The organism is Flavobacterium sp. GNP010, from assembly GCF_056428945.1.
In genome coordinates, this window is record NZ_JBWJVK010000003.1 from 68,550 (window position 1) to 88,080 (window position 19,531).

Annotated in this window: 17 protein-coding genes and 1 tRNA gene; 7 read left to right on the forward strand and 11 right to left on the reverse strand. The window is 35.2% G+C overall.

What is annotated here, in order from left to right:
* Positions 1-19: 19 nt before the first annotated feature.
* Positions 20-694, reverse strand: coding sequence for an ATP-dependent Clp endopeptidase proteolytic subunit ClpP (clpP, locus tag AC061C_RS01740; RefSeq protein ID WP_417977456.1), 675 nt, complete (start codon positions 692-694; stop codon positions 20-22).
* 408 nt (positions 695-1,102) lie between these two features.
* Positions 1,103-2,428, reverse strand: a complete 1,326-nt coding sequence (locus AC061C_RS01745; RefSeq protein ID WP_478289770.1) for a trigger factor — start codon at positions 2,426-2,428, stop codon at positions 1,103-1,105.
* Between the two features lie 856 nt (positions 2,429-3,284).
* Here AC061C_RS01745 and AC061C_RS01750 point away from each other — a divergent pair.
* From AC061C_RS01750 to AC061C_RS01760, 3 genes are all read left to right on the forward strand, one after another.
* Entirely contained in the window at positions 3,285-3,482 is a 198-nt protein-coding gene (locus tag AC061C_RS01750) for a hypothetical protein (protein WP_478289771.1), read from the forward strand.
* The gene (locus tag AC061C_RS01755; RefSeq protein WP_478289772.1) at positions 3,463-3,921 is read left to right on the forward strand and encodes a DUF2085 domain-containing protein; all 459 of its coding nucleotides are present in this window, start codon (positions 3,463-3,465) and stop codon (positions 3,919-3,921) included. The genes AC061C_RS01750 and AC061C_RS01755 overlap by 20 nt, the downstream gene beginning before the upstream one ends.
* Before the next feature lie 679 nt (positions 3,922-4,600).
* Positions 4,601-5,227, forward strand: coding sequence for a putative polyvalent protein kinase domain-containing protein (locus tag AC061C_RS01760; protein ID WP_478289773.1), 627 nt, complete (start codon positions 4,601-4,603; stop codon positions 5,225-5,227).
* Positions 5,228-5,694: 467 nt separating this feature from the next.
* Here AC061C_RS01760 and AC061C_RS01765 read toward each other — a convergent pair whose 3' ends face one another.
* Positions 5,695-7,239, reverse strand: a complete 1,545-nt coding sequence (locus AC061C_RS01765; RefSeq protein ID WP_478289774.1) for a hypothetical protein — start codon at positions 7,237-7,239, stop codon at positions 5,695-5,697.
* A 294-nt stretch (positions 7,240-7,533) separates the two neighbouring features.
* On the opposite strand from AC061C_RS01765, the gene AC061C_RS01770 reads away from it, so the two are divergent.
* Together AC061C_RS01770 and AC061C_RS01775 are read left to right on the forward strand one after the other, a co-directional pair.
* Entirely contained in the window at positions 7,534-7,932 is a 399-nt protein-coding gene (locus AC061C_RS01770; protein ID WP_478289775.1) for an NUDIX hydrolase, read from the forward strand.
* A 97-nt stretch (positions 7,933-8,029) separates the two neighbouring features.
* Positions 8,030-9,481, forward strand: coding sequence for a flavin-containing monooxygenase (locus AC061C_RS01775; protein ID WP_478289776.1), 1,452 nt, complete (start codon positions 8,030-8,032; stop codon positions 9,479-9,481).
* 246 nt (positions 9,482-9,727) lie between these two features.
* Here the strand turns inward: AC061C_RS01775 and AC061C_RS01780 are convergent.
* Positions 9,728-9,799, reverse strand: a tRNA-Glu gene (locus tag AC061C_RS01780).
* A 279-nt stretch (positions 9,800-10,078) separates the two neighbouring features.
* Between AC061C_RS01780 and AC061C_RS01785 the strand changes: the two genes are divergently transcribed.
* Both AC061C_RS01785 and AC061C_RS01790 read left to right on the forward strand, forming a co-directional pair.
* The gene (locus AC061C_RS01785) at positions 10,079-10,450 is read left to right on the forward strand and encodes a hypothetical protein (RefSeq protein WP_478289777.1); all 372 of its coding nucleotides are present in this window, start codon (positions 10,079-10,081) and stop codon (positions 10,448-10,450) included.
* Between the two features lie 76 nt (positions 10,451-10,526).
* The gene (locus AC061C_RS01790) at positions 10,527-10,706 is read left to right on the forward strand and encodes a hypothetical protein (RefSeq protein WP_417947310.1); all 180 of its coding nucleotides are present in this window, start codon (positions 10,527-10,529) and stop codon (positions 10,704-10,706) included.
* Positions 10,707-10,877: 171 nt separating this feature from the next.
* Here AC061C_RS01790 and AC061C_RS01795 read toward each other — a convergent pair whose 3' ends face one another.
* The 7 genes from AC061C_RS01795 to AC061C_RS01825 form a co-directional block, all read right to left on the reverse strand.
* Positions 10,878-11,051, reverse strand: coding sequence for a hypothetical protein (locus AC061C_RS01795; RefSeq protein ID WP_478289778.1), 174 nt, complete (start codon positions 11,049-11,051; stop codon positions 10,878-10,880).
* Positions 11,052-11,351: 300 nt separating this feature from the next.
* Positions 11,352-14,093: a multicopper oxidase domain-containing protein gene (locus AC061C_RS01800; RefSeq protein WP_478289779.1), complete on the reverse strand. Its 2,742-nt coding sequence runs from the start codon at positions 14,091-14,093 to the stop codon at positions 11,352-11,354.
* Between the two features lie 212 nt (positions 14,094-14,305).
* Positions 14,306-15,181 (reverse strand): DUF2911 domain-containing protein, encoded by an 876-nt coding sequence (locus tag AC061C_RS01805; protein ID WP_478289780.1) that lies wholly within the window; start codon positions 15,179-15,181, stop codon positions 14,306-14,308.
* A gap of 21 nt (positions 15,182-15,202) precedes the next feature.
* Positions 15,203-17,740: a heavy metal translocating P-type ATPase gene (locus tag AC061C_RS01810; protein ID WP_478289781.1), complete on the reverse strand. Its 2,538-nt coding sequence runs from the start codon at positions 17,738-17,740 to the stop codon at positions 15,203-15,205.
* 76 nt (positions 17,741-17,816) lie between these two features.
* Positions 17,817-18,128: a heavy metal-binding domain-containing protein gene (locus AC061C_RS01815; RefSeq protein WP_478289782.1), complete on the reverse strand. Its 312-nt coding sequence runs from the start codon at positions 18,126-18,128 to the stop codon at positions 17,817-17,819.
* A gap of 201 nt (positions 18,129-18,329) precedes the next feature.
* Positions 18,330-18,800: a heme-binding domain-containing protein gene (locus AC061C_RS01820; protein ID WP_478289783.1), complete on the reverse strand. Its 471-nt coding sequence runs from the start codon at positions 18,798-18,800 to the stop codon at positions 18,330-18,332.
* Positions 18,801-19,517 (reverse strand): DUF3347 domain-containing protein, encoded by a 717-nt coding sequence (locus tag AC061C_RS01825; protein WP_478289784.1) that lies wholly within the window; start codon positions 19,515-19,517, stop codon positions 18,801-18,803.
* Positions 19,518-19,531: the final 14 nt, after the last annotated feature.

Genomic DNA, 19,531 nt, shown 5'->3' on the forward strand with positions numbered 1-19,531 from the left:
TCGACTTTCGACTGTATTTTTATCCTCTTCTTAAAACCTCATCTATCATTCCGTATTCTTTAGCTTCATCTGCTTTCATCCAGTAATCACGCTCACTGTCTTTGTGCACTTTGTCGAAAGTTTGTCCAGAATGGTGCGAAATAATATTGTACAACTCGTCTTTCAGTTTCAACATTTCGCGTAAGTTAATTTCCATATCTGTTGCAACTCCTTGCGCTCCGCCAGATGGCTGGTGAATCATTACTCTTGAATGTGGCAAAGCCGAACGTTTTCCTGCTGCTCCCGCACACAACAATACCGCTCCCATAGAAGCCGCCATTCCAGTACAAATTGTAGCAACATCTGGCTTGATGTATTGCATGGTATCATAAATTCCTAAACCTGCATAAACGCTTCCTCCTGGAGAATTCAAGTAAATTTGAATATCCTTAGACGCATCTGCACTTTCTAGGAACAACAATTGTGCTTGAACGATATTTGCAATTTGGTCATCGATTCCAGTTCCTAGAAAAATAATACGATCCATCATTAGTCTAGAAAAAACGTCTAATTGTGAAATATTCAATTGGCGTTCTTCAATAATATATGGAGTCATATTAGTTGGGTTCATTGCTGCTACGATTTTGTCGTAGTACAAGGCATTTACCCCTTGGTGCTTTGTAGCAAATTTTTTAAATTCTTTACCGTAGTTCATATTTTTTTGTTCTAAGTTTTACGTTATATCTTGTGATTCCATTTAGTGCAAAGGTCATACCTCTTTATAAATGATGTCAATATGTCTTATTTTTTAGCCCAGATTGTAACGGAAAGCTTTTTGAATTCCGTTTTTTAGTTTTTTTATTCTTGCAAAGCGACTGAAAGAAGCTCTTGCAGAGATTTAAAAAACAGAAACGGAAGAAAAAACTTGTAGTGAAAAGCTGGATTAGCTCCTAAAAACACTAAAAAATAAAAGAGCGTCAAAATTAATTTTCTGACGCTCAAATATACTTATTTTTTATTGTTTTGCATTTGTAATAAAATCTTAAAATTTGAAACAACTAACGAAATTATTTTCCGTTTTTTCAACTTTTGACTTTATGACATCTGACTTTACGACTCGAATTTATTCTCCGTAAGAGGCAGCAATAAATTCATCGTAAGTAACTTCTTTCGTTGTAGGATTTGCTTTTTCTTTGAACAATTCCAATAATTTCTCTGCAACCACTTGGTCCGAAAGTCTTTTTACTTCGTCTTGATTCGACAAAACTCTAGCAACAATTCCTTGCACTTCTGCGTCAGTAGGATTTGTTTGTCCGAATTGTGCCATTTGCTGACGGATATTTTTTGTTGTGAAGGTTTTCAAATCTTCAAACGTGATTTTGATATCAGATTGAGCCATAGCTCTACCTTCGATCAATTGAAAACGCAATCCTTTCTCAGAACGAGCGTATTCTACCTCAGCTTCCTCAGGAGATAATTTTTTCTCACCAACAGTTTGCAACCATTTTTTCAGGAATTCAGCTGGTAAATCAAATTTTGTGCTTTCAATTAAAAACTCAGTAACATCACCTAATAATTTTTGATCCGCTTGCTGTGCAAATTGAGTTTCAGCATCTTCTTTAATTTTTGCTTTCAATTCATCTACCGTAGCAATAGTTCCAGCACCAAACAATTTATCAAACAATTCTTGGTCCAACTCTGCTAATTCAGCTGTATTAATCGCTTCGATGGTGAAGTTTACATCCACTTCTAAACCGTGAACGTCATCATGATTTACTTTCATTACGTCCATCAATTGGTGGTCGTCTTCAAATAAACCTTTTGTATTTACAGTCACCACATCCCCTACTTTTTTACCTAGGAACAAGTCAAAAGTCGATTTGTTCTTGAAAAGGTCAGCAGCAATAGTAGTTGCGTTATTAATTCCTTTTTCTTCGTTAGTGAATGTTCCAGTTACATCTGAATCTGCAGCAACAACCTCTTGAGGAATGGCAGTTCCAAATTGCTTTTGGATTCTTGCTAACTGTCCGTCAATTAATTTATCATCAGCAGTAACCACATATTTCACGATATCGTTTTTAGCTTCTAAATCTAAAGTGAAGTTAGGAACCAAACCTATTTCATATTCAAAAACCAATTCTTCAGCACTCCAATCAAAGTTTTCATTCGCTTTAAGTAACGGAGTCCCTAACAAGTTTAAACGCTCCGATTGTACAAAACGCTCTAGCGCCAAGTCTACTACTTTTTGAACTTCTTCTTGTTTGATCGCTTTTCCGTATTGTTTTTCAACAAGATCTTTAGGCACAGCCCCTTTACGGAATCCTTTTACGGTTGCCAAAGGCATTTTTTCGTTTATTCTTTTTGCTACTTGACCTTTGTAATCCATCTGAACTACAGTCATTACAATCGTCTCGTTTACAGCGTCTATTGCTACTCTTTTGATATCCATCTTCTTCTTTACTTTACATTATAATTTCGGTCTGCAAAATTATAAAATTTTTACAAGCCAACCAAGTTTTTTACACCCGAACCTTTTGCATCGCATTCCCTCGGATTCTGACTCCAAAAATCTAAAACATTTGGACTGTTTGGGCGTGCCGCACCTCCGTTTCTCTGCGGTTCGTCAGGCTGTTCGTTCCCGCTTTTTATCGCCAGCCAAAAAAAGGCTGTCCATAAAAGAGCTCCACTGCCATCCTTCACGCGGGTCAAAGTATAAAACTCGATTTTTTATTGTCAACAAATGAGAAATGCAAATTGTGACTTTCACATTCCCAAATAGTAAAAAAGTGTAGAATTCTGTAAGATTAGATCTTTAATTTGCAGCGTAAAATTGCTGCTTTATCGATTCATCACGATTTAGTAGTATCGATTCATCTGACTTAAATTTCGGGTAAATTGGCAATCTGTTTTTTAAAAAAAAAGGATATGTGTGGAATTACACTTTCACCAAATGAGGAAATTGGGCTTGAGCCACAATTTTACAACTCCTTATTTTACAACAAATCTTAAACATTCGATTCATATAAGAATTATTGGGAGATCGCAGCTGCAAAACTACCAAAATTTATACGCACGTTAGTACGAAAAGTTTGCAACAAATAAAAAGTCCTTTTGATGGTTTGTAAAGAATTATTTATATATTTGAAACTCGATAAAGCGAAACAAACCCTCGCCAATCTACCTAAATTTGGGTATGTGTATGAAGGTTTATTTCGCTCTTGTGCTAGTTGGGAGTCATATTGCTTAAAAAAAATAAAAAACAGAATTAACAATAACTTAAATAAATAATTAAAATTAATTGAATTATGGCAAGTCCTAAATGGTGTAACTTATGCAATAGAAATATTATTGCTGGGAAAAAATTTAACTGGTTAGTTTTTATTCTATTGTGCGGAATATTTTATGTTCCGTATTATTTGATAAAGAAAAACAAATGTCCAATATGTAATGGAGATAGTTTTAGTCCAGCCAAAGCAGATGAAATTGGAAAAAGAAATAGTTAAGAAAAAAAATATTAGATGGTCAATGTTAATATCACATCATCCGCCACAACAATATTGTCGAACATATAAATTTTTAGGGATAAGAATTTGCGCAAGATGTTTAGGAATTCCATTCGGCATAATATTTATGCTATTTGTGAATACAGAAATACCGTTTTGGGGATTATTCATTTTACCATTACCAACTTTTTTAAATTTTTTACTACAAGAATTAAAAATAATTCCAAGTATAAATTGGTTAAAAACAATTTTAACAATATTACTTGGAATTTGTTTTGTTGAGTTTTTAAGAATTATGAAAAACGGAAATTATTTAATAGGAACTTTATTGTTTTTATATCTATTTGTTGTTGAATTTATAATTGCAGGAATTTTAAATAAACAAAACAGACTAGAACCATTAATAGAATTATACGAAAAAAATATTTACATAGAATGAAAACGACCTGCCAACAGCTACGACGTATGTGGGCAATTGGCTTAATGGGATTTTAGTTTTGTATTTATGAGATTTGGAAAATCCGAAAATAGGACTTAATTTAGTACAAATCTACAGTAACAGCTGGACGATTGGCGGAACGCAGAAAAGTCAAAATATAAAAAAACAAATTACGATAATGAAAACTCATTAAAGAACACAAAACCAAACTAAAATATTAGAAGGAATGGACAAAGTTTATGAAAAATTAATTGAGTTCAAAAAGAAAATGAATAGTGATTTGATTGTGTTGAAAGACAATAAAATCATTCGAATTAAACCATAAAAAAATCGCTAATACAAAAAGCTAAATTCTCGTTTCTTGCTCAGCACGAACAATGCTACTCTGGTTAAACGTAACCTGTCACTGCAAAAAGCTATGGAGTTATCGTAAAGTTTAGAAAAAAAATATTAAGAGAATTTATTATCTTCTTTTTTTATGCGGTAAAATCAAGATGGTTTTGCTTGTGTTCCTTTACTTGTGAACATAAAATCCCTTAATCCTAAATCTAGATTTATAGGAACTAGAACTTTGGCTTCAGCGAAGACACCTTGCGACCGCGATTATATTGAAAGATGTAACGATCGACTACTTTTCAATAATTGAAAAGTTTGTTTATATTTGTTGATGCAAAATCATTTGAAACATGAACTACACAATGTCCTTTCAGGAAAGAGCCAAATTAGGTATGGAACAACTATCCAATCAGTCGCCAGTTACCTTAACGATGGCGCGCAAACAAGCACAATCATTGAAGACGAAAAGCACATCAAAAAACAAGAAACAAAGAAATTAGAAAGCTATGTTTCTGATAATAATCTTTGGATAGATATTGATTTAACTCAATATGTTAGTGAAGGCGCAGAACAAAAAGTATATTTAAAAGATCCAGAAAATGTACTTAAGCTGAATGACAGTATTTATTACAATTCTTGGAAAGATTATTTACACAATTTATTACTTCACAATTATTTCTTTCCAGATACAGCATACGATTTGATTGGCTTTACTAAAGATAATGAGATTTTATATGCGGTTGTTCAACAATCTTATGTTTCAATAACTGCTAAAACAGATTTGAAGCAAGTCAAGGAATTTTTAACTTTAAATGGTTTTGAAAATAATCGTAACAATGATTATATCAATCGCGAAATCGGAATTATTTTAGAAGATTTACATGATGAAAATGTTTTGACAAGAAATGAAGTTTTATATTTCATAGATACAGTTTTTTACTTAACCGAAGCGTTTTGGATTAAATATTAAAAACAGCCTCTAAACAGCTAGACTTCGTTACGTTCGCCGCGACGAACAAACATCCAAACAATAGCGAACCGACAAAGTAATGAAATTCCTGTTGAATCCTCCGCGGCGGTCAAGCTGGAACCATACACTGTCAGGTCCTATGGAGTTATCGTTAAGTGTAGAGAGAGAATATCAAGAGGGTGTATTGTCCTCTTTTTTTGTGCGTTAAAATCAAGATGGTTTTGCTTGTGTTCCTTTACTTATGCATATAAATTTCCTTAATCCTAATTTTAGATTTTATAAGAACTAGAACTTTGTCTACTACCAAAGTAACAAGCAGTTCGCTCTAGCTGATCAAAAGCCGCTATCTGCTTTAAATTGAACATTTTACAAAAAGAGACAGTCAGGGAAAAGAGTTCGAATACGTTTTATAAAAAGCAAAAGGGGAATGTTTTACCATCCCCCTTTTACATACTACAAATTTAAAACTAGTTGGTAATTGTTATTGTTCCCGTCATCATACCGTGAAATTCACAGTTGTAATATAAGGTATTTGGTGCATTTGAAGGAACCACGATTTTCACCATTCCACTTACTGCTCCATTACCAGTAACGCCTGTATTGTAAACATTAGCAGTTCCCGTACCTTGAACCGTATTAATGTAGAAAGGGTGTCCCGGTGCATTCACATTGAAAGTGTAGGTACCGCCTCTTCTTAAGGTTAAATTTGGATTACTTGCGTTTGTGAATCCTTCACCATTAAAAATATAAGATGAAGAACCGCTATTAGTTACCGTGTATGTTTTTGTTTCAACCGTTCCAGCTCCGCCTCCAACACTTGAACCAATATTTCCTTGTGCCACAATAGTCGCCATATTAGCGTCGCTCAAGTGTGCATTTACGTAAGCAGCTAATGTTAAGAACTGCGTGTACGTTACTGCTGCGCCACCTACTAAGGTTGCTATTTGTGTTTTACTAATTCCGGTAGTCCCATTTACTGGATTCAAACCCGCAATGATATTTCCACCAGTAGCTACATTGCTTTCATGTATGTGCGCTGGGTGAATCGCACCTGCCGTTGTTCCTATCAGTTTAATGGTTACTAATGTAGTTAGGTTTACACGCTCTGCAAATTCTACAGTACCACTAATTCCTGCAACGTCTTTTTGAGCTAATGCATAGCTTACTTTTTTACCTGTTAACTCATTTTGTCCAATATCGCCTTGAGCAACAAGAGAAGCTAAATTAGTAGTACTTTGATGAAAATTAATGTAGCCGTTAAAGGTTAGTAATTGGTCGTAACCAAAAGCAGTTCCGTTATCTAGTTTAGATACGTTTGTAACGCTTAATCCTGTACCACCGGTTACTGGTTTGAAAGAAAACACAATTCCACCACCTTGGGCTGCTGTATTGGCATGAATGTGACCTGGGTGTGAATCACCATTTGTGGTGTTTTGCAATTGTACAATTGCTAGTGCTTCTCCGTTTACTCTTTTAAAGAAAGTAGCAGTTCCCGAAATTGCTGGAACAGCAACGCTTCCCAAAGGATATACTTTAGAAACTCCAGTAAGTTGGTTCTGTCCTATGTCTCCTTGTGCAACAAGTGTGGCTAAGCTACTAGCACTTAAATGAACATTAATATACCCATCAAAATTAAGTAGTTCTTGATAAGTAATTTTTGTGCCATTATCTAGTGCACTAAATACAGTAGTACTTTTTCCAGTCGCACCGTCAACTGCTTTTAATGAAAGTGCAATATCACCACCTTCGGCAGCGGTATTCAAATGAATATGTGCTGGATGTGAAGCTCCTGCAACAGTATTTTTCAATACTAACTCAACGCTTAATGTTGCATCACTTTTTTCAATAATGGTAGCCGTTCCTGTTACGCCAGAAGTTCCTACCGCGCCCAATTGATAAACTTTGGAGTTAACTACAGTTGGCGCAGGAACATCATCTCCATTGTCACATGCAACAAAAAATAGAGAAATCCCCATTACCAATAGCAATAATTTTACTTTAAGATGTTTCATATTGTTTAAGTTTTTAGTTTTAAGATTAAACAAATATATAAATATTTTTCTAAACTCGGTTAGAAATTTTTAAAAAAAAGTTAACTAAAACATTGATTTTTAAAATTCTGTCTGTAAATAAATCTATAATTGGATCCGGAATGCAAAATTGCAACTTGAATATACTGCCACAAAAAACAAGATCGTATATTGTAAAAAGTAGCTAGGTTAGCTATATTGTTGGATTTTTAGCAACAGCTGCAACTGGATATAAAGATACAGACATCAAATTTTAATTATTAAAAATTGCTCTACATGAAATCAATTGATAAACTAGCCTGGATAGAATTGCAGAACAAATCAATACTGTCTACAAAAAGTTTTGGAAAAGACAAATTTTACATTCCAGGTGGCAAAAGAGAAAAAGGCGAAACCGACAAAGAAGCGTTAATAAGAGAAATTCAAGAAGAGCTAACAGTACAACTTGATCCAAACAGCTTGCAGTACATGGGTGTTTTTGAAGCCCAAGCACACGGTCATCCTGAAGGAGTGCTAGTAAAAATGACCTGCTATGCGGCAACTTATGAGGGAACGCTTCAGGCAAGTTCTGAAATTGAATCACTACATTGGCTAAATTATGCCGACAGAGATAAAATTTCAGCAGTAGATCAATTGATTTTTGACTACCTCAAGCAAATCCAATTGTTAGACTAATGCGCACAAGCGCAATACTATATTTTCAATTTAAATGTACTATTAGTTTGTTAAATCTATTTTGTATTTTGCACCAAATCAAATACTAAAACTTATCATGCACAACACGCATACTGATATTATTATAATTGGCGCTGGCCTTTCGGGAATTGGAGCTGCCTGTCATTTGTCTCGTAAAAATCCTTCTAAAAGTTATGTTATTCTAGAAGCAAGAGCCGAATTGGGTGGTACGTGGAGTTTGTTTCAATATCCTGGAATCCGTTCTGATTCGGATATGTACACCTTTGGTTATTCCTTTAAAACGTGGGAAGACCAAAAATCATTTGCTGATGGCCCTTCTATTTTAAAATACATCAATGAAGCAGCAGACGAATATCACGTTAAAGACCGCATAATTTATGAACAAAAGGCGCTTTCCTATAATTTTAATACCAAAGAAAAAATTTGGACCATCACTACTTTAAATTTGGCTACAGCCAAAGAAAATGTATTTACCTGTAATTTCATTTTTAGTTGCAGTGGGTATTACAATTATGATAAAGGGTATACACCAACATTTAAAAATCAATCGCTGTTTGAAGGCCAAATAATTCATCCGCAACACTGGCCAAAAGAACTGGCTGTTAACAATAAAAATGTAGTAATAATAGGGAGTGGAGCAACTGCAGTAACTATTTTGCCCGAACTTGCTAATCAAGGTGCGCAGGTAGTACTGTTACAACGCTCGCCCACGTACATTGCCGCTTTACCGAACCATGATAAAATTGCTGCACGAATCAAACGTGTTTTTTCAAAAAAAGTAGCCTATCGATTGATTCGGTATAAAAATATTTTTTATGCTATAGTCTTTTTTAACCTTTGCAAATTCTTTCCTAACGCTATGAAAAATTTTATTGTCAAAGGCGCCAAAAAAGGATTGGGCGACTTTCCGGTAGACCCTCATTTTATTCCGAATTATAATCCTTGGGAACAACGTTTTTGTATAGCCCCAAATGGCGATTTTTTTAGAGCAATACGTAAAGGCAAAGCAACAGTGGTGACCGATCATATTGATCGATTTAGTGCAAATGGCATTGTATTAGAATCAGGCAAAACTCTTGCGGCTGATATTATTATTACCGCGACTGGATTAGATTTAGTTCCTTTTGGAGGCGTTACTATTCAATTGGATTCGCAACCTTTTGACTTAACCAGTTCCTTTGTTTATAAGGGGTTAATGATCAGTAATTTACCAAACTTTTTTATTTTTGTAGGGTATACCAATGCCTCTTGGACATTGAAAAGTGACTTAACAAGCGAATACATTTCACGCATGTTATTTTATCTAGAAAAACACCAATACAAAGCAGTGCAAGCAAAGGTTGTAGAAACTAATTTACAACCCGTTCCGCTGTTGAACCTTAATTCTGGCTATATCCTGAGAGCGGCTAAATCATTACCTAGTCAAGGAAACAAAGCACCTTGGCGCGTGTATCAAAATTATGTTTTGGATTATAAAATGCTTCGAGTAGATGCGATTAAAGACAAGCGACTCACTTTTTTCAAGTAGCAGTTTTTTTTAAAGAGTTAGCAAACTAATGGTGTTTGTAGAAAAATTTTAGTTTTTTTTTAAATCTATTGGTAAAATTCTCGACTGCGCTTTACTGGACAAAAAACCAACTACATATACAACTAAGGAACTTCAAGGTGAGAAAGAATAAAAAAAACCCTGAAAAATATAATTTTTCAGGGCAAGATTATTTTGTGAAATTCTAGAATACTAATCTTTTAAAGACAGAATAATATTCTTGTATTGTAGCCCGTAGCGGAATCGAACCGCTCTTACATGGATGAAAACCATGCGTCCTAACCGATAGACGAACGGGCCTCATTTTTAATTTCGGGTACAAAAATAGAATTATTTACAAAACGTACCAAGCCAAACAAACAAAACTTCAAAAAAAACAGTCCAAATTATATTTGATATTTGTAATCCACTCAAGACTAACTGTTACCAATATCAAGTTTTTTTTAAAATAGGCTCATTTTTTAAAGAATAAAGCTAAAGTTTTATGCGAAGGAGCCGCTTGTGAACAAAAAGAATAAAAACAGTCCTTAATTTACAGTTCCTTTTGTACATTTGAAATTATAATTCAAATTAAATAGATTGACTAAGCATTTAAAATATCTCATTCCACTTTTTCTGGCTTTTGGTCTGATGGTGAATGATGGTACTTTAAATTATCCATCAAATTCAGCAGCGTATTATCAATTCTCGAATGCAATCCTAAGAAGTGAATTAAACTATAAAGGTTCGAAGTTATACGCATTCAATCAGATCAATTCTTCTGAAAAAACCCCATTCTTATTTCAGTTAGCTTTCCTGCAGTTTAAAGATATTTATGGTCTTCAAATTAAGGCGCTTCTAAAATTACAAACGCTGCTTTATCAAAAAGTAAGTTCATTTACAGCACAACACATCTTTATAAATGAGATGCTTACTTCCCGAAATCCCTATAAAAGTTTATACAAAGCCTAGAAATTTATTTCTACGCATTTATGCAATTCCATGCATAAAGATGATACCAAATGTCTAATCATTTATCATTTACAAAATGTATAAACACAAAACTAAAACCCGTTTAGAGGAATCTAAACGCCCTATTCATTGGGCAAAAAGAAAAATCATGCTAATCATTACTGCATTTATGATCGGAATGTCAAACGGAATGAACGTGGGAGACCATACTATTAACGGAAATCAAAATCACACGGAACAACATAAAAAAGATTAATTTGATTCTTGTAAATGTATTTCGCAACAATAAATCAAAAAAGCTAGGAGTAAAACCTAGCTTTTTTCATCTTATAAAACACCAAGCTGCGCAAATGTTGAGTATTAGCAAACTCTAAGAATTATGAAATGGGTTTTGCAAACGTACTATTCAAGGAGAATCCCTAACTGTTTAAACGCCTCGCACTGTCGTTCCTAATGCCAAAACAACAAACCCGATAAGCAATAGCGTGAAACTATGTTCTGTTAAAATCTGCACTTTTGCAAAATGTCCGATGATTCCAAGTATACCGAAAATCAATCCTATAATCCAGGTAATTTTTTTTGGTGCTGAAGGGTTATTCATATCAATATTTTTTAATTAGTCCGAACGCTATGTGTTTCAGTTAAACAAAAATAATCGAATTATTTTGTGAAATATTACAAGTTTTTTATCAATAATTGTATAATTCACGCTTTTATTTTTACTTTTTTATGTTAAAAAATTAAAGCATCCTGTTTTCAATAGCACTGTTAGAAAAGGCTTTATACCAAATAGTTTAATAGATGGAAAAGCTTGCGTCCCAAATTATAATCCATTTCGTTAGTCTGTCAACAGTATCATAATCTCCATCATTAAATTATAAAATAAATTCGCTACTTACATTTAATAATTCACATTCAATCCAAAACCCAATCCCATATCACTATCATAATGCGTGGTAATCCCGAAATTTTTAGTTAAAATATAACGCAATCCAGCCATGTATTCTTTATCGGTATTCCACATTAAATTCATGCGCAATCTTTTGGAAACCGGAATATCCATACGTTCGAATTGCAATCTGAAATTCCCGTCGGTGTACACTTCGGCTTGCGCTTTGATAAGCATTGGCAACGTATATTCGACTCCGGCACTAAAAACGGCTCGCTTATCCTTTGTACTGCTTTGACCAAAAAGATTCTCTTCTATTTCTCCCATTTCCATTTTTCGGTACCTCCAGTCAAAACCAATAAACGGCATTAACCATTGCATTTTCCCAATGTATCTCCCAATATGTGTTTCGGTTTCATACCCGTGATGATTGGTATATCCCAAACGCCATTCAGTACCGATACTCCAACGTGTGTTGCTAAACATTACCATTCCATCATTACCGTTGGTTGCAAAATCATTTTCGCCCATAAAATGAAACTTACGATCCTCAGCAAACAATTTACGCTGGGCTAATTTTGGATTTGGAATCAAAGGATTGGGTTCTTGATTTTCATAACTAAAAACCCGACCCATTCCCGCCATCATGTGATAAAGAATGTGACAATGAAAAAACCAATCACCTTTTACATTCGCATTAAATTCAATCGTATCGGTTTCCATTGGCATAATGTCGATGATGTTTTTCAGTGGTGCGTATTCTTCTTGACCGTTCAACACTCTAAAATCGTGTCCATGCAAGTGCATGGGATGGCGCATCATCGAACCGTTGAAGAGTACAATTCGAACATTCTCTCCTTTTTTAATTAAAATTTTATCCGCTTCAGAAACTACTTTATTGTCCAAACTCCAAACATAGCGATTCATGTTTCCGGATAATTCAAAACGCAATTCTTTTACTGGTGCGTCTTTGGGTAACGTTGTTTTAGTTGGCGATTTCAGCATCGCATAATTCAAGGTGGTTATATCTGAAAGTGCGTTACTGTCATAATCGGCTTCGGTCATTTTCATGTTGTCCATTTTTGCAGCAGAATCATCCATTTTCATGTCTCCCTTTTTATGCGCAGCATGATCCATTTGGGCAACAGGTTTTGGCGTGGACTCCATTTTCATTTTGCCCATGTTGTGTTTAGAATGATCCATCCCAGATTTACTTTTAATGCTTTCTTCCGTTGGTAAAGCTCCAGTAATTTCAGGATACATCACCACATTCATATCCATTTGGTTCAGCGACATTTGCATGCCCATATCATCTAAATCGCCATTCATTTTCATCATTCCATTCATCATTTTCATGCCTTCAAAATACTTTAACTTAGGCATTGGTTCAATCAGTTGCTTGATACCATCGCCTAAATATATCGAGGCCGATTTAGTACGATCCTCTGAAGTTGCTATAAACTCATAGGCTGTTTTCTCAGCAGGAATAGTGACAACAACATCATACGTTTCAGAAACTGCAACTAGTAATCGATCTACTTCAACCGGTTCCACATCATTTCCATCACTAGCTACGACGGTAATTTTTCCGCCGGCATATCGCAACCAAAAATAAGTAGAAGCCCCACCATTAGAAATCTTCAATCGTACTTTATCTCCAGCCTTAAACTTACGTGCCCCAAAATCATCTACAGATAAAGGAGGTGTAGAAAATCCTTCTATTTGACTTTCGTTTTTTCCGTTGATTAGGAATTTATTATAGTAAATATCACTAACATCCATGGCGGTCATACGTTTCCATTCATTGGTAACTTTTGTCTTAAAATGTCCCGCTCTAATAGCTTCGGCATAACTTTGCGTGGTTCCTTTTTGAATGGCAAACCAATCGGTAGCATTGTGTAGCATTCGATGCACATTTTCTGGTTTCATATCGGTCCATTCACTGAGAATAATAGGAATGGCTGGCAAATCATCGATTCCTTTTCTGAAAGTTGGGCCCTCGTTTCTCTTATTCATGATAAAAGAACCATACATCCCAATTTGCTCCTGTAATCCTGTGTGACTATGATACCAGTGGGTTCCGTGCTGAATAATTGGAAAGGTATATTTATGTGTGGTACCCGGTTTGATGGGCATTTGAGTAAGATTTGGAACACCATCTTCTTTATTAGGCAAAAACAAGCCGTGCCAGTGCAGCGACGTATCTTCATTTAGTTCGTTGTGTACATAAATTTCGGCAACATCACCTTCGGTAAAGGTGAGCGTTGGCATCGGAATTTGTCCGTTTACAGCAATAGCTCTTTTGGGTTTATCCCCAAACGTAACAATCGTGTCTCGAACATAAAGATCATAGCGAACGGTTCTTGGAGGAACACTTTTAAGGCGTATAGTAGTAGGTGCTACTGTGGGTGTTTTATTCTCTACCGCAACAGGATTATGATTTTTATGCAAATTTTCAGTTTCTTTCGCGACCTCAACACCATTTGTCTGCGCTGTCCCTGTTTTCTTAACGACTGCTTTTGGAGCTTGTTTTTGCACTATGGTTTTTCTAGTAGGTTTTGCTTTTTCCTTGACTAAATCCATACCGCACTTGGGACATTTTCCGGGTTTACTGGCATGGATTTCAGGATGCATCACGCAAGTATAAGTAGCAGATTGCGTCTCTTTTTTGGCGTGATCCATACCTTTCATATTCTGAGCAGTAAGCAAAGTTGGGAATATGGCGAAGACAAAAATTAAAAGTAAATTTTTCATTTCATTATTTTTTTTAATATCGAATACATTATATCAATCCGTTTAGCCATCCAAATTAGAATCTCTGGGTGACCTATCGCATTATTTATTTTAAAAAGCTATTTGATACTTTTCTCTTCTTCACTACTAATTATAGGTCATTACACATTTTAACATCCCAAATTAATTTTTAATAGTGCTGACTTTAAGAAGCTGGAAGAGAAATTCTAATTTTATTTGTTGTTTTTTAGAATTAATTCCCATTCATCAATTTTCGCTTTCAATTTTTCAGCACCTTTCATTTTTTTAAGTACTGTAATTGCTATAGCCTTTTTAGAAGCTTCAATCGCCATTGGATAATCTTTTAGATCTGCAGCTAATTTTTGTCTCAAATTTGGATAATAAAAATTCTCCGGATCTAATTTCTCTGCCTCTAGAAGCCATGTTATTGCTTGAGGGGCATCTCTATTCGTTATCGAATAATAGTTTGCGGCCTGAAATAATAATTTATGGTCCTGACTTTTCTTCTGAATTATGTAGGTGTCAATTAATGCCATAGTATCCGCATCGGCTTTACTTTTCAAAGAAATCTTAACCATCGTATTCTCCCAAAGTATTTTCAAGAAACCTTCTCCTTTGCTATTGATGTCGTTTATTTCGATTGTAAAAGTTTCATAAAAATTTTGAATATGATCTACAGGCACTTTAAAACGAAAAATATCCTTTTTTTCATCGTAACCACTTTCACCATGGAGAGTAGTATCTGAATTAATAATGACAATCCACTCCGTACTTGAGGGAATGGTAAACAAGGAATAACTACCCGCTTTTAATGTAGTATCCCCAAAAACAATATCTTCATCAGTGGTTAGTGTGGTACAATCACTTGCGCCAGTTCGCCAAAGTTTATCAAATGGCACTAATTCTCCAAATATTTTTCGGCTGCGAGCCAAAGGTCTACTGTAAGCAATTTTGATTGTTGCACTTCCCAATTCCTGTTGCAATGAAGCAGATGGACTTGTGGAAGTTAATTTTATTTGAACTTTTTCCTGAGCAGAAAGAGCCGCTATATTAAAAAATAAAAGGCCTATTAAAAGTAATTGTCTCATATATTATTGTTATTAATTATTTTAAAGTTTTAAACTACGTAATCGAAGCGCGTTTGCAATTACAGAAACGGAACTAAATGACATTGCCAAAGCCGCAATCATTGGCGAAAGCAAGACACCAAAAAAAGGATACAAAACGCCAGCGGCAATGGGAATTCCCAACACATTATAGAAAAAGGCAAAAAATAAATTCTGTTTGATATTTCGCATTACTGCATGACTCAAATTCTTAGCTTTTACAATCCCTTGCAAATCGCCTTTCACTAACGTGATTTTCGCACTTTCAATGGCCACATCTGTTCCGGTTCCCATTGCAATTCCTACATCGGCTTGCGCCAAAGCTGGAGCATCATTAATTCCGTCGCCTGCCATGGCTACTATTTTCCCTTCGGCTTGCAATTTTTTTATTTCTTTTAACTTGTCTTCAGGCAAACAACCCGCTTTATACGAACTCAAATGCAGTTCTTGAGCGACCGCTTTTGCCGTATTTTCATTGTCGCCTGTCAACATGATTACCTCAACACCTTGACGTATTAATTCTTTTATGGCTTCGACACTTGTTGCTTTTATGGCATCTGTAATAGACACAAACCCCACGGCAATTCCGTCAACTGAAATATAAGAAACCGTTTTTCCCAGTTTTTGTTCGGCTATAATTTGATTTTCTAATTCCTCCGAAACCTTTGCACTTAATTGCTCCATCAATTTTTTATTTCCAAGAGCCACTTTTTTATTGGTTACCGTTCCAATGACTCCTTTCCCTGAAATAGCTTCAAAGTCCTTGACATCGATTAAGGAAACTTTTTTCGCTTTCGCAAAATTGACTACGGCTTGCGCCAAAGGATGTTCGCTGTACTGATTTAAAGAAGCAATGCTTTGCAATAAATAATCTTCGTCATTATTAGTAGCGAATACTTTCTCTACAGAAGGTTTTCCTTCGGTGATAGTTCCTGTTTTATCGGTAATCAGAACATTTACTTTGTTCATGTTTTCAAGTGCTTCGGCGTTTTTTATCAAAACTCCAGATTGTGCTCCTTTCCCAACACCAACCATAACCGACATGGGTGTAGCCAATCCTAAAGCACAAGGACACGCAATTATCAATACCGCAATGGCATTTATAAATCCATAAACCATAGCTGGTTCTGGTCCAAATTGTGCCCAAACAAAAAAGGTTACTGCAGAAACTATAACTACAATTGGCACAAAATATTTAGCAATACTATCCGCTAGCTTTTGAATGGGCGCTCTGGAACGACTCGCATCATTTACCATCTTAACGATTTGCGAAAGCAAAGTTTCTGAACCTACTTTTTCGGCAATCATAACAAAGGACTTATTCCCGTTTATGGTTCCCGCTATTACGGGATCATCGCTTTTTTTATCAACAGGAATAGGTTCTCCCGAAATCATCGATTCATCAATGGTACTTTCTCCATCGGTAATTTTCCCATCCACAGGAATTTTATCTCCGGGTTTGACACGTAGTAGATCTCCTTTTTTGATATCATGAATCGAAATTACTTTATCACCTCCGTCGATGACCAAAGTGGCCTCGGTTGGTGCTAATTTCAACAATTCTTTTATCGCTCCACTAGTTTGACTGTGTGCTCTGGCTTCTAAAAGTTGTCCTAATAAAACTAACGTTAATATCACCGTCGTTGCTTCAAAATAGAGAGAAACCGTTCCGTTATGAGTTTTGAATTCATCGGGAAAAACATCAGGAAAAAACATCCCAACTAAACTAAATAAAAATGCCACTCCCGTACCAATTCCGATAAGAGTAAACATATTGAGATTCCAAGTAATAATAGATTTATAAGCCCGAATGAAAAACATCCAACACGCATAAAAAACTACTGGAAGCGATAAAATTAACTGTACCCAATTCCATTTTGAAGCGTCCATTATTGTCATTAATGGATTATTAGGAATCATATCTGACATAGCAATTATGAACACCGGAACCGTAAAAACTAGAGCGATTTTCATTTTACGCACCAAGTCATTATATACCTTATTCTCTTCACTTTCGGTTGGTTCCATTGGCACTAAATCCATTCCGCATATAGGACAAGAACCAGAACCTTCTTGTACAACTTCAGGATGCATAGGACAAGTGTATACCATTTTACTATTAGGTAACGCCGCTTCTTTGACCAAATCCATACCGCAAACGGGACAATCTCCCGGTTTATCATAAACCTTTTCTCCCTCGCAATGCATCGGACAATAGTATTTTCCGGGCGCATTATCAGGTAAAATTACTGTTGGTTTCTCTTGTGGTTTATTCGAACTGCAACAGGATTTTACTGGAGGTTCATTTGATGTTTCTGAGATAGTATCTGCAGGAGATTCCATAGAAATGCTGTACTTGCCAGCTTTAGAAAGCGTTTCTTGTAATTGAGCTAATGGTATATGATCTTTCATTAGTAAAGTAGCAATTGGTGGATCTAGAGAAACCACTGCTTCAATCCCTTCAATAGAATTTAATGCTTTTTCAACTGATGAACGACAGCCATTACAAGTCATTCCAGTAATAGTGTAGGTATGCTTCATTTTAGTATGTTTTTAATCAACCTTACCGCGATATACGAGGCAAGGTTGATTATAGATAATAAGGTAAATCCTTATTTTAGTTATTGCTTTTTACAGCGGTTTCTGGAACAGGCTCTGTTAATTTCATGCCACATTTAGGACATTTATCATTCAGTTTGCCTTGAACTTCAGGATGCATGGGACAAGCATACATTGTTGTATTTTTCATCATTTTTGCGTCATTACCCATCATAGTTGAATCATTGCCCATCATCGTAGAGTCAGAGTTCATCATAGTGGAGTTATCATTCATCATCGGAGTGTCATTTGTTGAATTCTCATTATTTTTTTGGTTACAAGAGATCAATACAAAAGCCGCCATTAGGGTAAAAAAAAATATTTTTTTCATGATTAAAGTGTATTAATTGCAGATGAATTTCTGCATAGTAATAGTACAAAAAAGCAGCATTAGATCAGTTGTGTTTTTATTGGTTTAAATTGCATAATTTACTGTAAATGAGCAACTAAATAGGTTTAATTTCATCCATTTCTAAACCAAAAAAAGAAATAAGTTTCATATGACATTTTTATACAAAAGCTGTTTTATTTTTTAAAAGCCCGTTGACATACTGTCTCTTGTGTTTTCCATCCAGGTAATCAATATCCTTTTATCCTCTTGCGATAGTATGGCATTTTTATGCATCCTAGTGTAAGTCGCTAATGGCATTTCATCCGATTTGATTTGCTTAACAATACGTTCTAATTTATTTCCCTGCTTGCGTTGAGAATAATCACCAAACGTACTGAAATTCAAGTTTTCTTTCCCTTCCTTAATATGATTATCCAAAATCATTCTCGCGGGTTGAATGTAGGAGTACCACGGATATTCTGTGTTATTACTGTGACAATCATAACAAGAGGTTCGTAAAATACTTTCTACATCAGATGGAACGGCGTAGATTTTATTGAAATGTGTTGGCAAAACCTGACCGTAATCTAAATTGCGATCAGGTTGATAAAATTGTATCAGCAAAAAAATAATCAAACCTAAAACGAATATTTTTTTGACGCTAATTTTCATTTAAAATGTTTTTCGTATGGATCCACAAGCAAGCATTTGGGAGCCAAAGTATGGATTTTTGATTTCCTTAGTTTCACTTATCCAGTAGCCACTTTTCCCTTCATCATACATTGGGCAATAATCTTGATATAATTTTTGCGTAGTTCCAAAAGTTTGTACAAAATCGTTGATGTCTTTGCTCAACATGGCAAAATGTTCTCTTTGATGCTCAATTTTACCCGAATTGTCACCAATATGTTCTGCATGCTCCTTCGCATCATCGGCAATATCAACATATTCCTTTTTTAATTTCGCATCTAGTGATTTTGTATCTGTACTATTTAGTATCGCGTATAAAGCTTTCCCAGCGTTTGCAGCTCCTTTTGAATCATCTTTTACAAGAGCATTTTTAAGCTTTATATAACTGCTTACAATTTCATTAATTGTAAACGAAGTTGCCGCAACTGTTGTAGTGTTTGACACTGCATTTTTTGTTTCTACATCGGCGGTATTGGCGTCCTCTTTTTCCGTTGCTGTACCTTGCGCCACTTTCTCAGTTAGTTCCATACCACATTCCGGACATTCTGAACCTTTTTTGCCAGTAACTTCAGGATGCATAGAACAAGCATATAATTCGTTGGCAGTAGCTGTCGTTTCTGCAGCTTCCACTTCTTTAACTTTCTGATTGCAAGAAGCTATTGTGATAGCTAGTAGAGCTGTTATAAATAGAGTTTTCATGATTGCTAGTTTTA

Coding starts and splice junctions, on each gene's coding strand:
- AC061C_RS01770 (WP_478289775.1), top strand. CDS start 7,534: ATGAAATCAATTGATAAACTAGCCTGGATAGAATTGCAGAACAAATCA.
- AC061C_RS01820 (WP_478289783.1), bottom strand. CDS start 18,800: ATGAAAATTAGCGTCAAAAAAATATTCGTTTTAGGTTTGATTATTTTT.
- AC061C_RS01805 (WP_478289780.1), bottom strand. CDS start 15,181: ATGAGACAATTACTTTTAATAGGCCTTTTATTTTTTAATATAGCGGCT.
- AC061C_RS01765 (WP_478289774.1), bottom strand. CDS start 7,239: ATGAAACATCTTAAAGTAAAATTATTGCTATTGGTAATGGGGATTTCT.
- AC061C_RS01810 (WP_478289781.1), bottom strand. CDS start 17,740: ATGAAGCATACCTACACTATTACTGGAATGACTTGTAATGGCTGTCGT.
- AC061C_RS01750 (WP_478289771.1), top strand. CDS start 3,285: ATGGCAAGTCCTAAATGGTGTAACTTATGCAATAGAAATATTATTGCT.
- AC061C_RS01790 (WP_417947310.1), top strand. CDS start 10,527: ATGTATAAACACAAAACTAAAACCCGTTTAGAGGAATCTAAACGCCCT.
- clpP (WP_417977456.1), bottom strand. CDS start 694: ATGAACTACGGTAAAGAATTTAAAAAATTTGCTACAAAGCACCAAGGG.
- AC061C_RS01795 (WP_478289778.1), bottom strand. CDS start 11,051: ATGAATAACCCTTCAGCACCAAAAAAAATTACCTGGATTATAGGATTG.
- AC061C_RS01775 (WP_478289776.1), top strand. CDS start 8,030: ATGCACAACACGCATACTGATATTATTATAATTGGCGCTGGCCTTTCG.
- AC061C_RS01745 (WP_478289770.1), bottom strand. CDS start 2,428: ATGGATATCAAAAGAGTAGCAATAGACGCTGTAAACGAGACGATTGTA.
- AC061C_RS01815 (WP_478289782.1), bottom strand. CDS start 18,128: ATGAAAAAAATATTTTTTTTTACCCTAATGGCGGCTTTTGTATTGATC.
- AC061C_RS01800 (WP_478289779.1), bottom strand. CDS start 14,093: ATGAAAAATTTACTTTTAATTTTTGTCTTCGCCATATTCCCAACTTTG.
- AC061C_RS01825 (WP_478289784.1), bottom strand. CDS start 19,517: ATGAAAACTCTATTTATAACAGCTCTACTAGCTATCACAATAGCTTCT.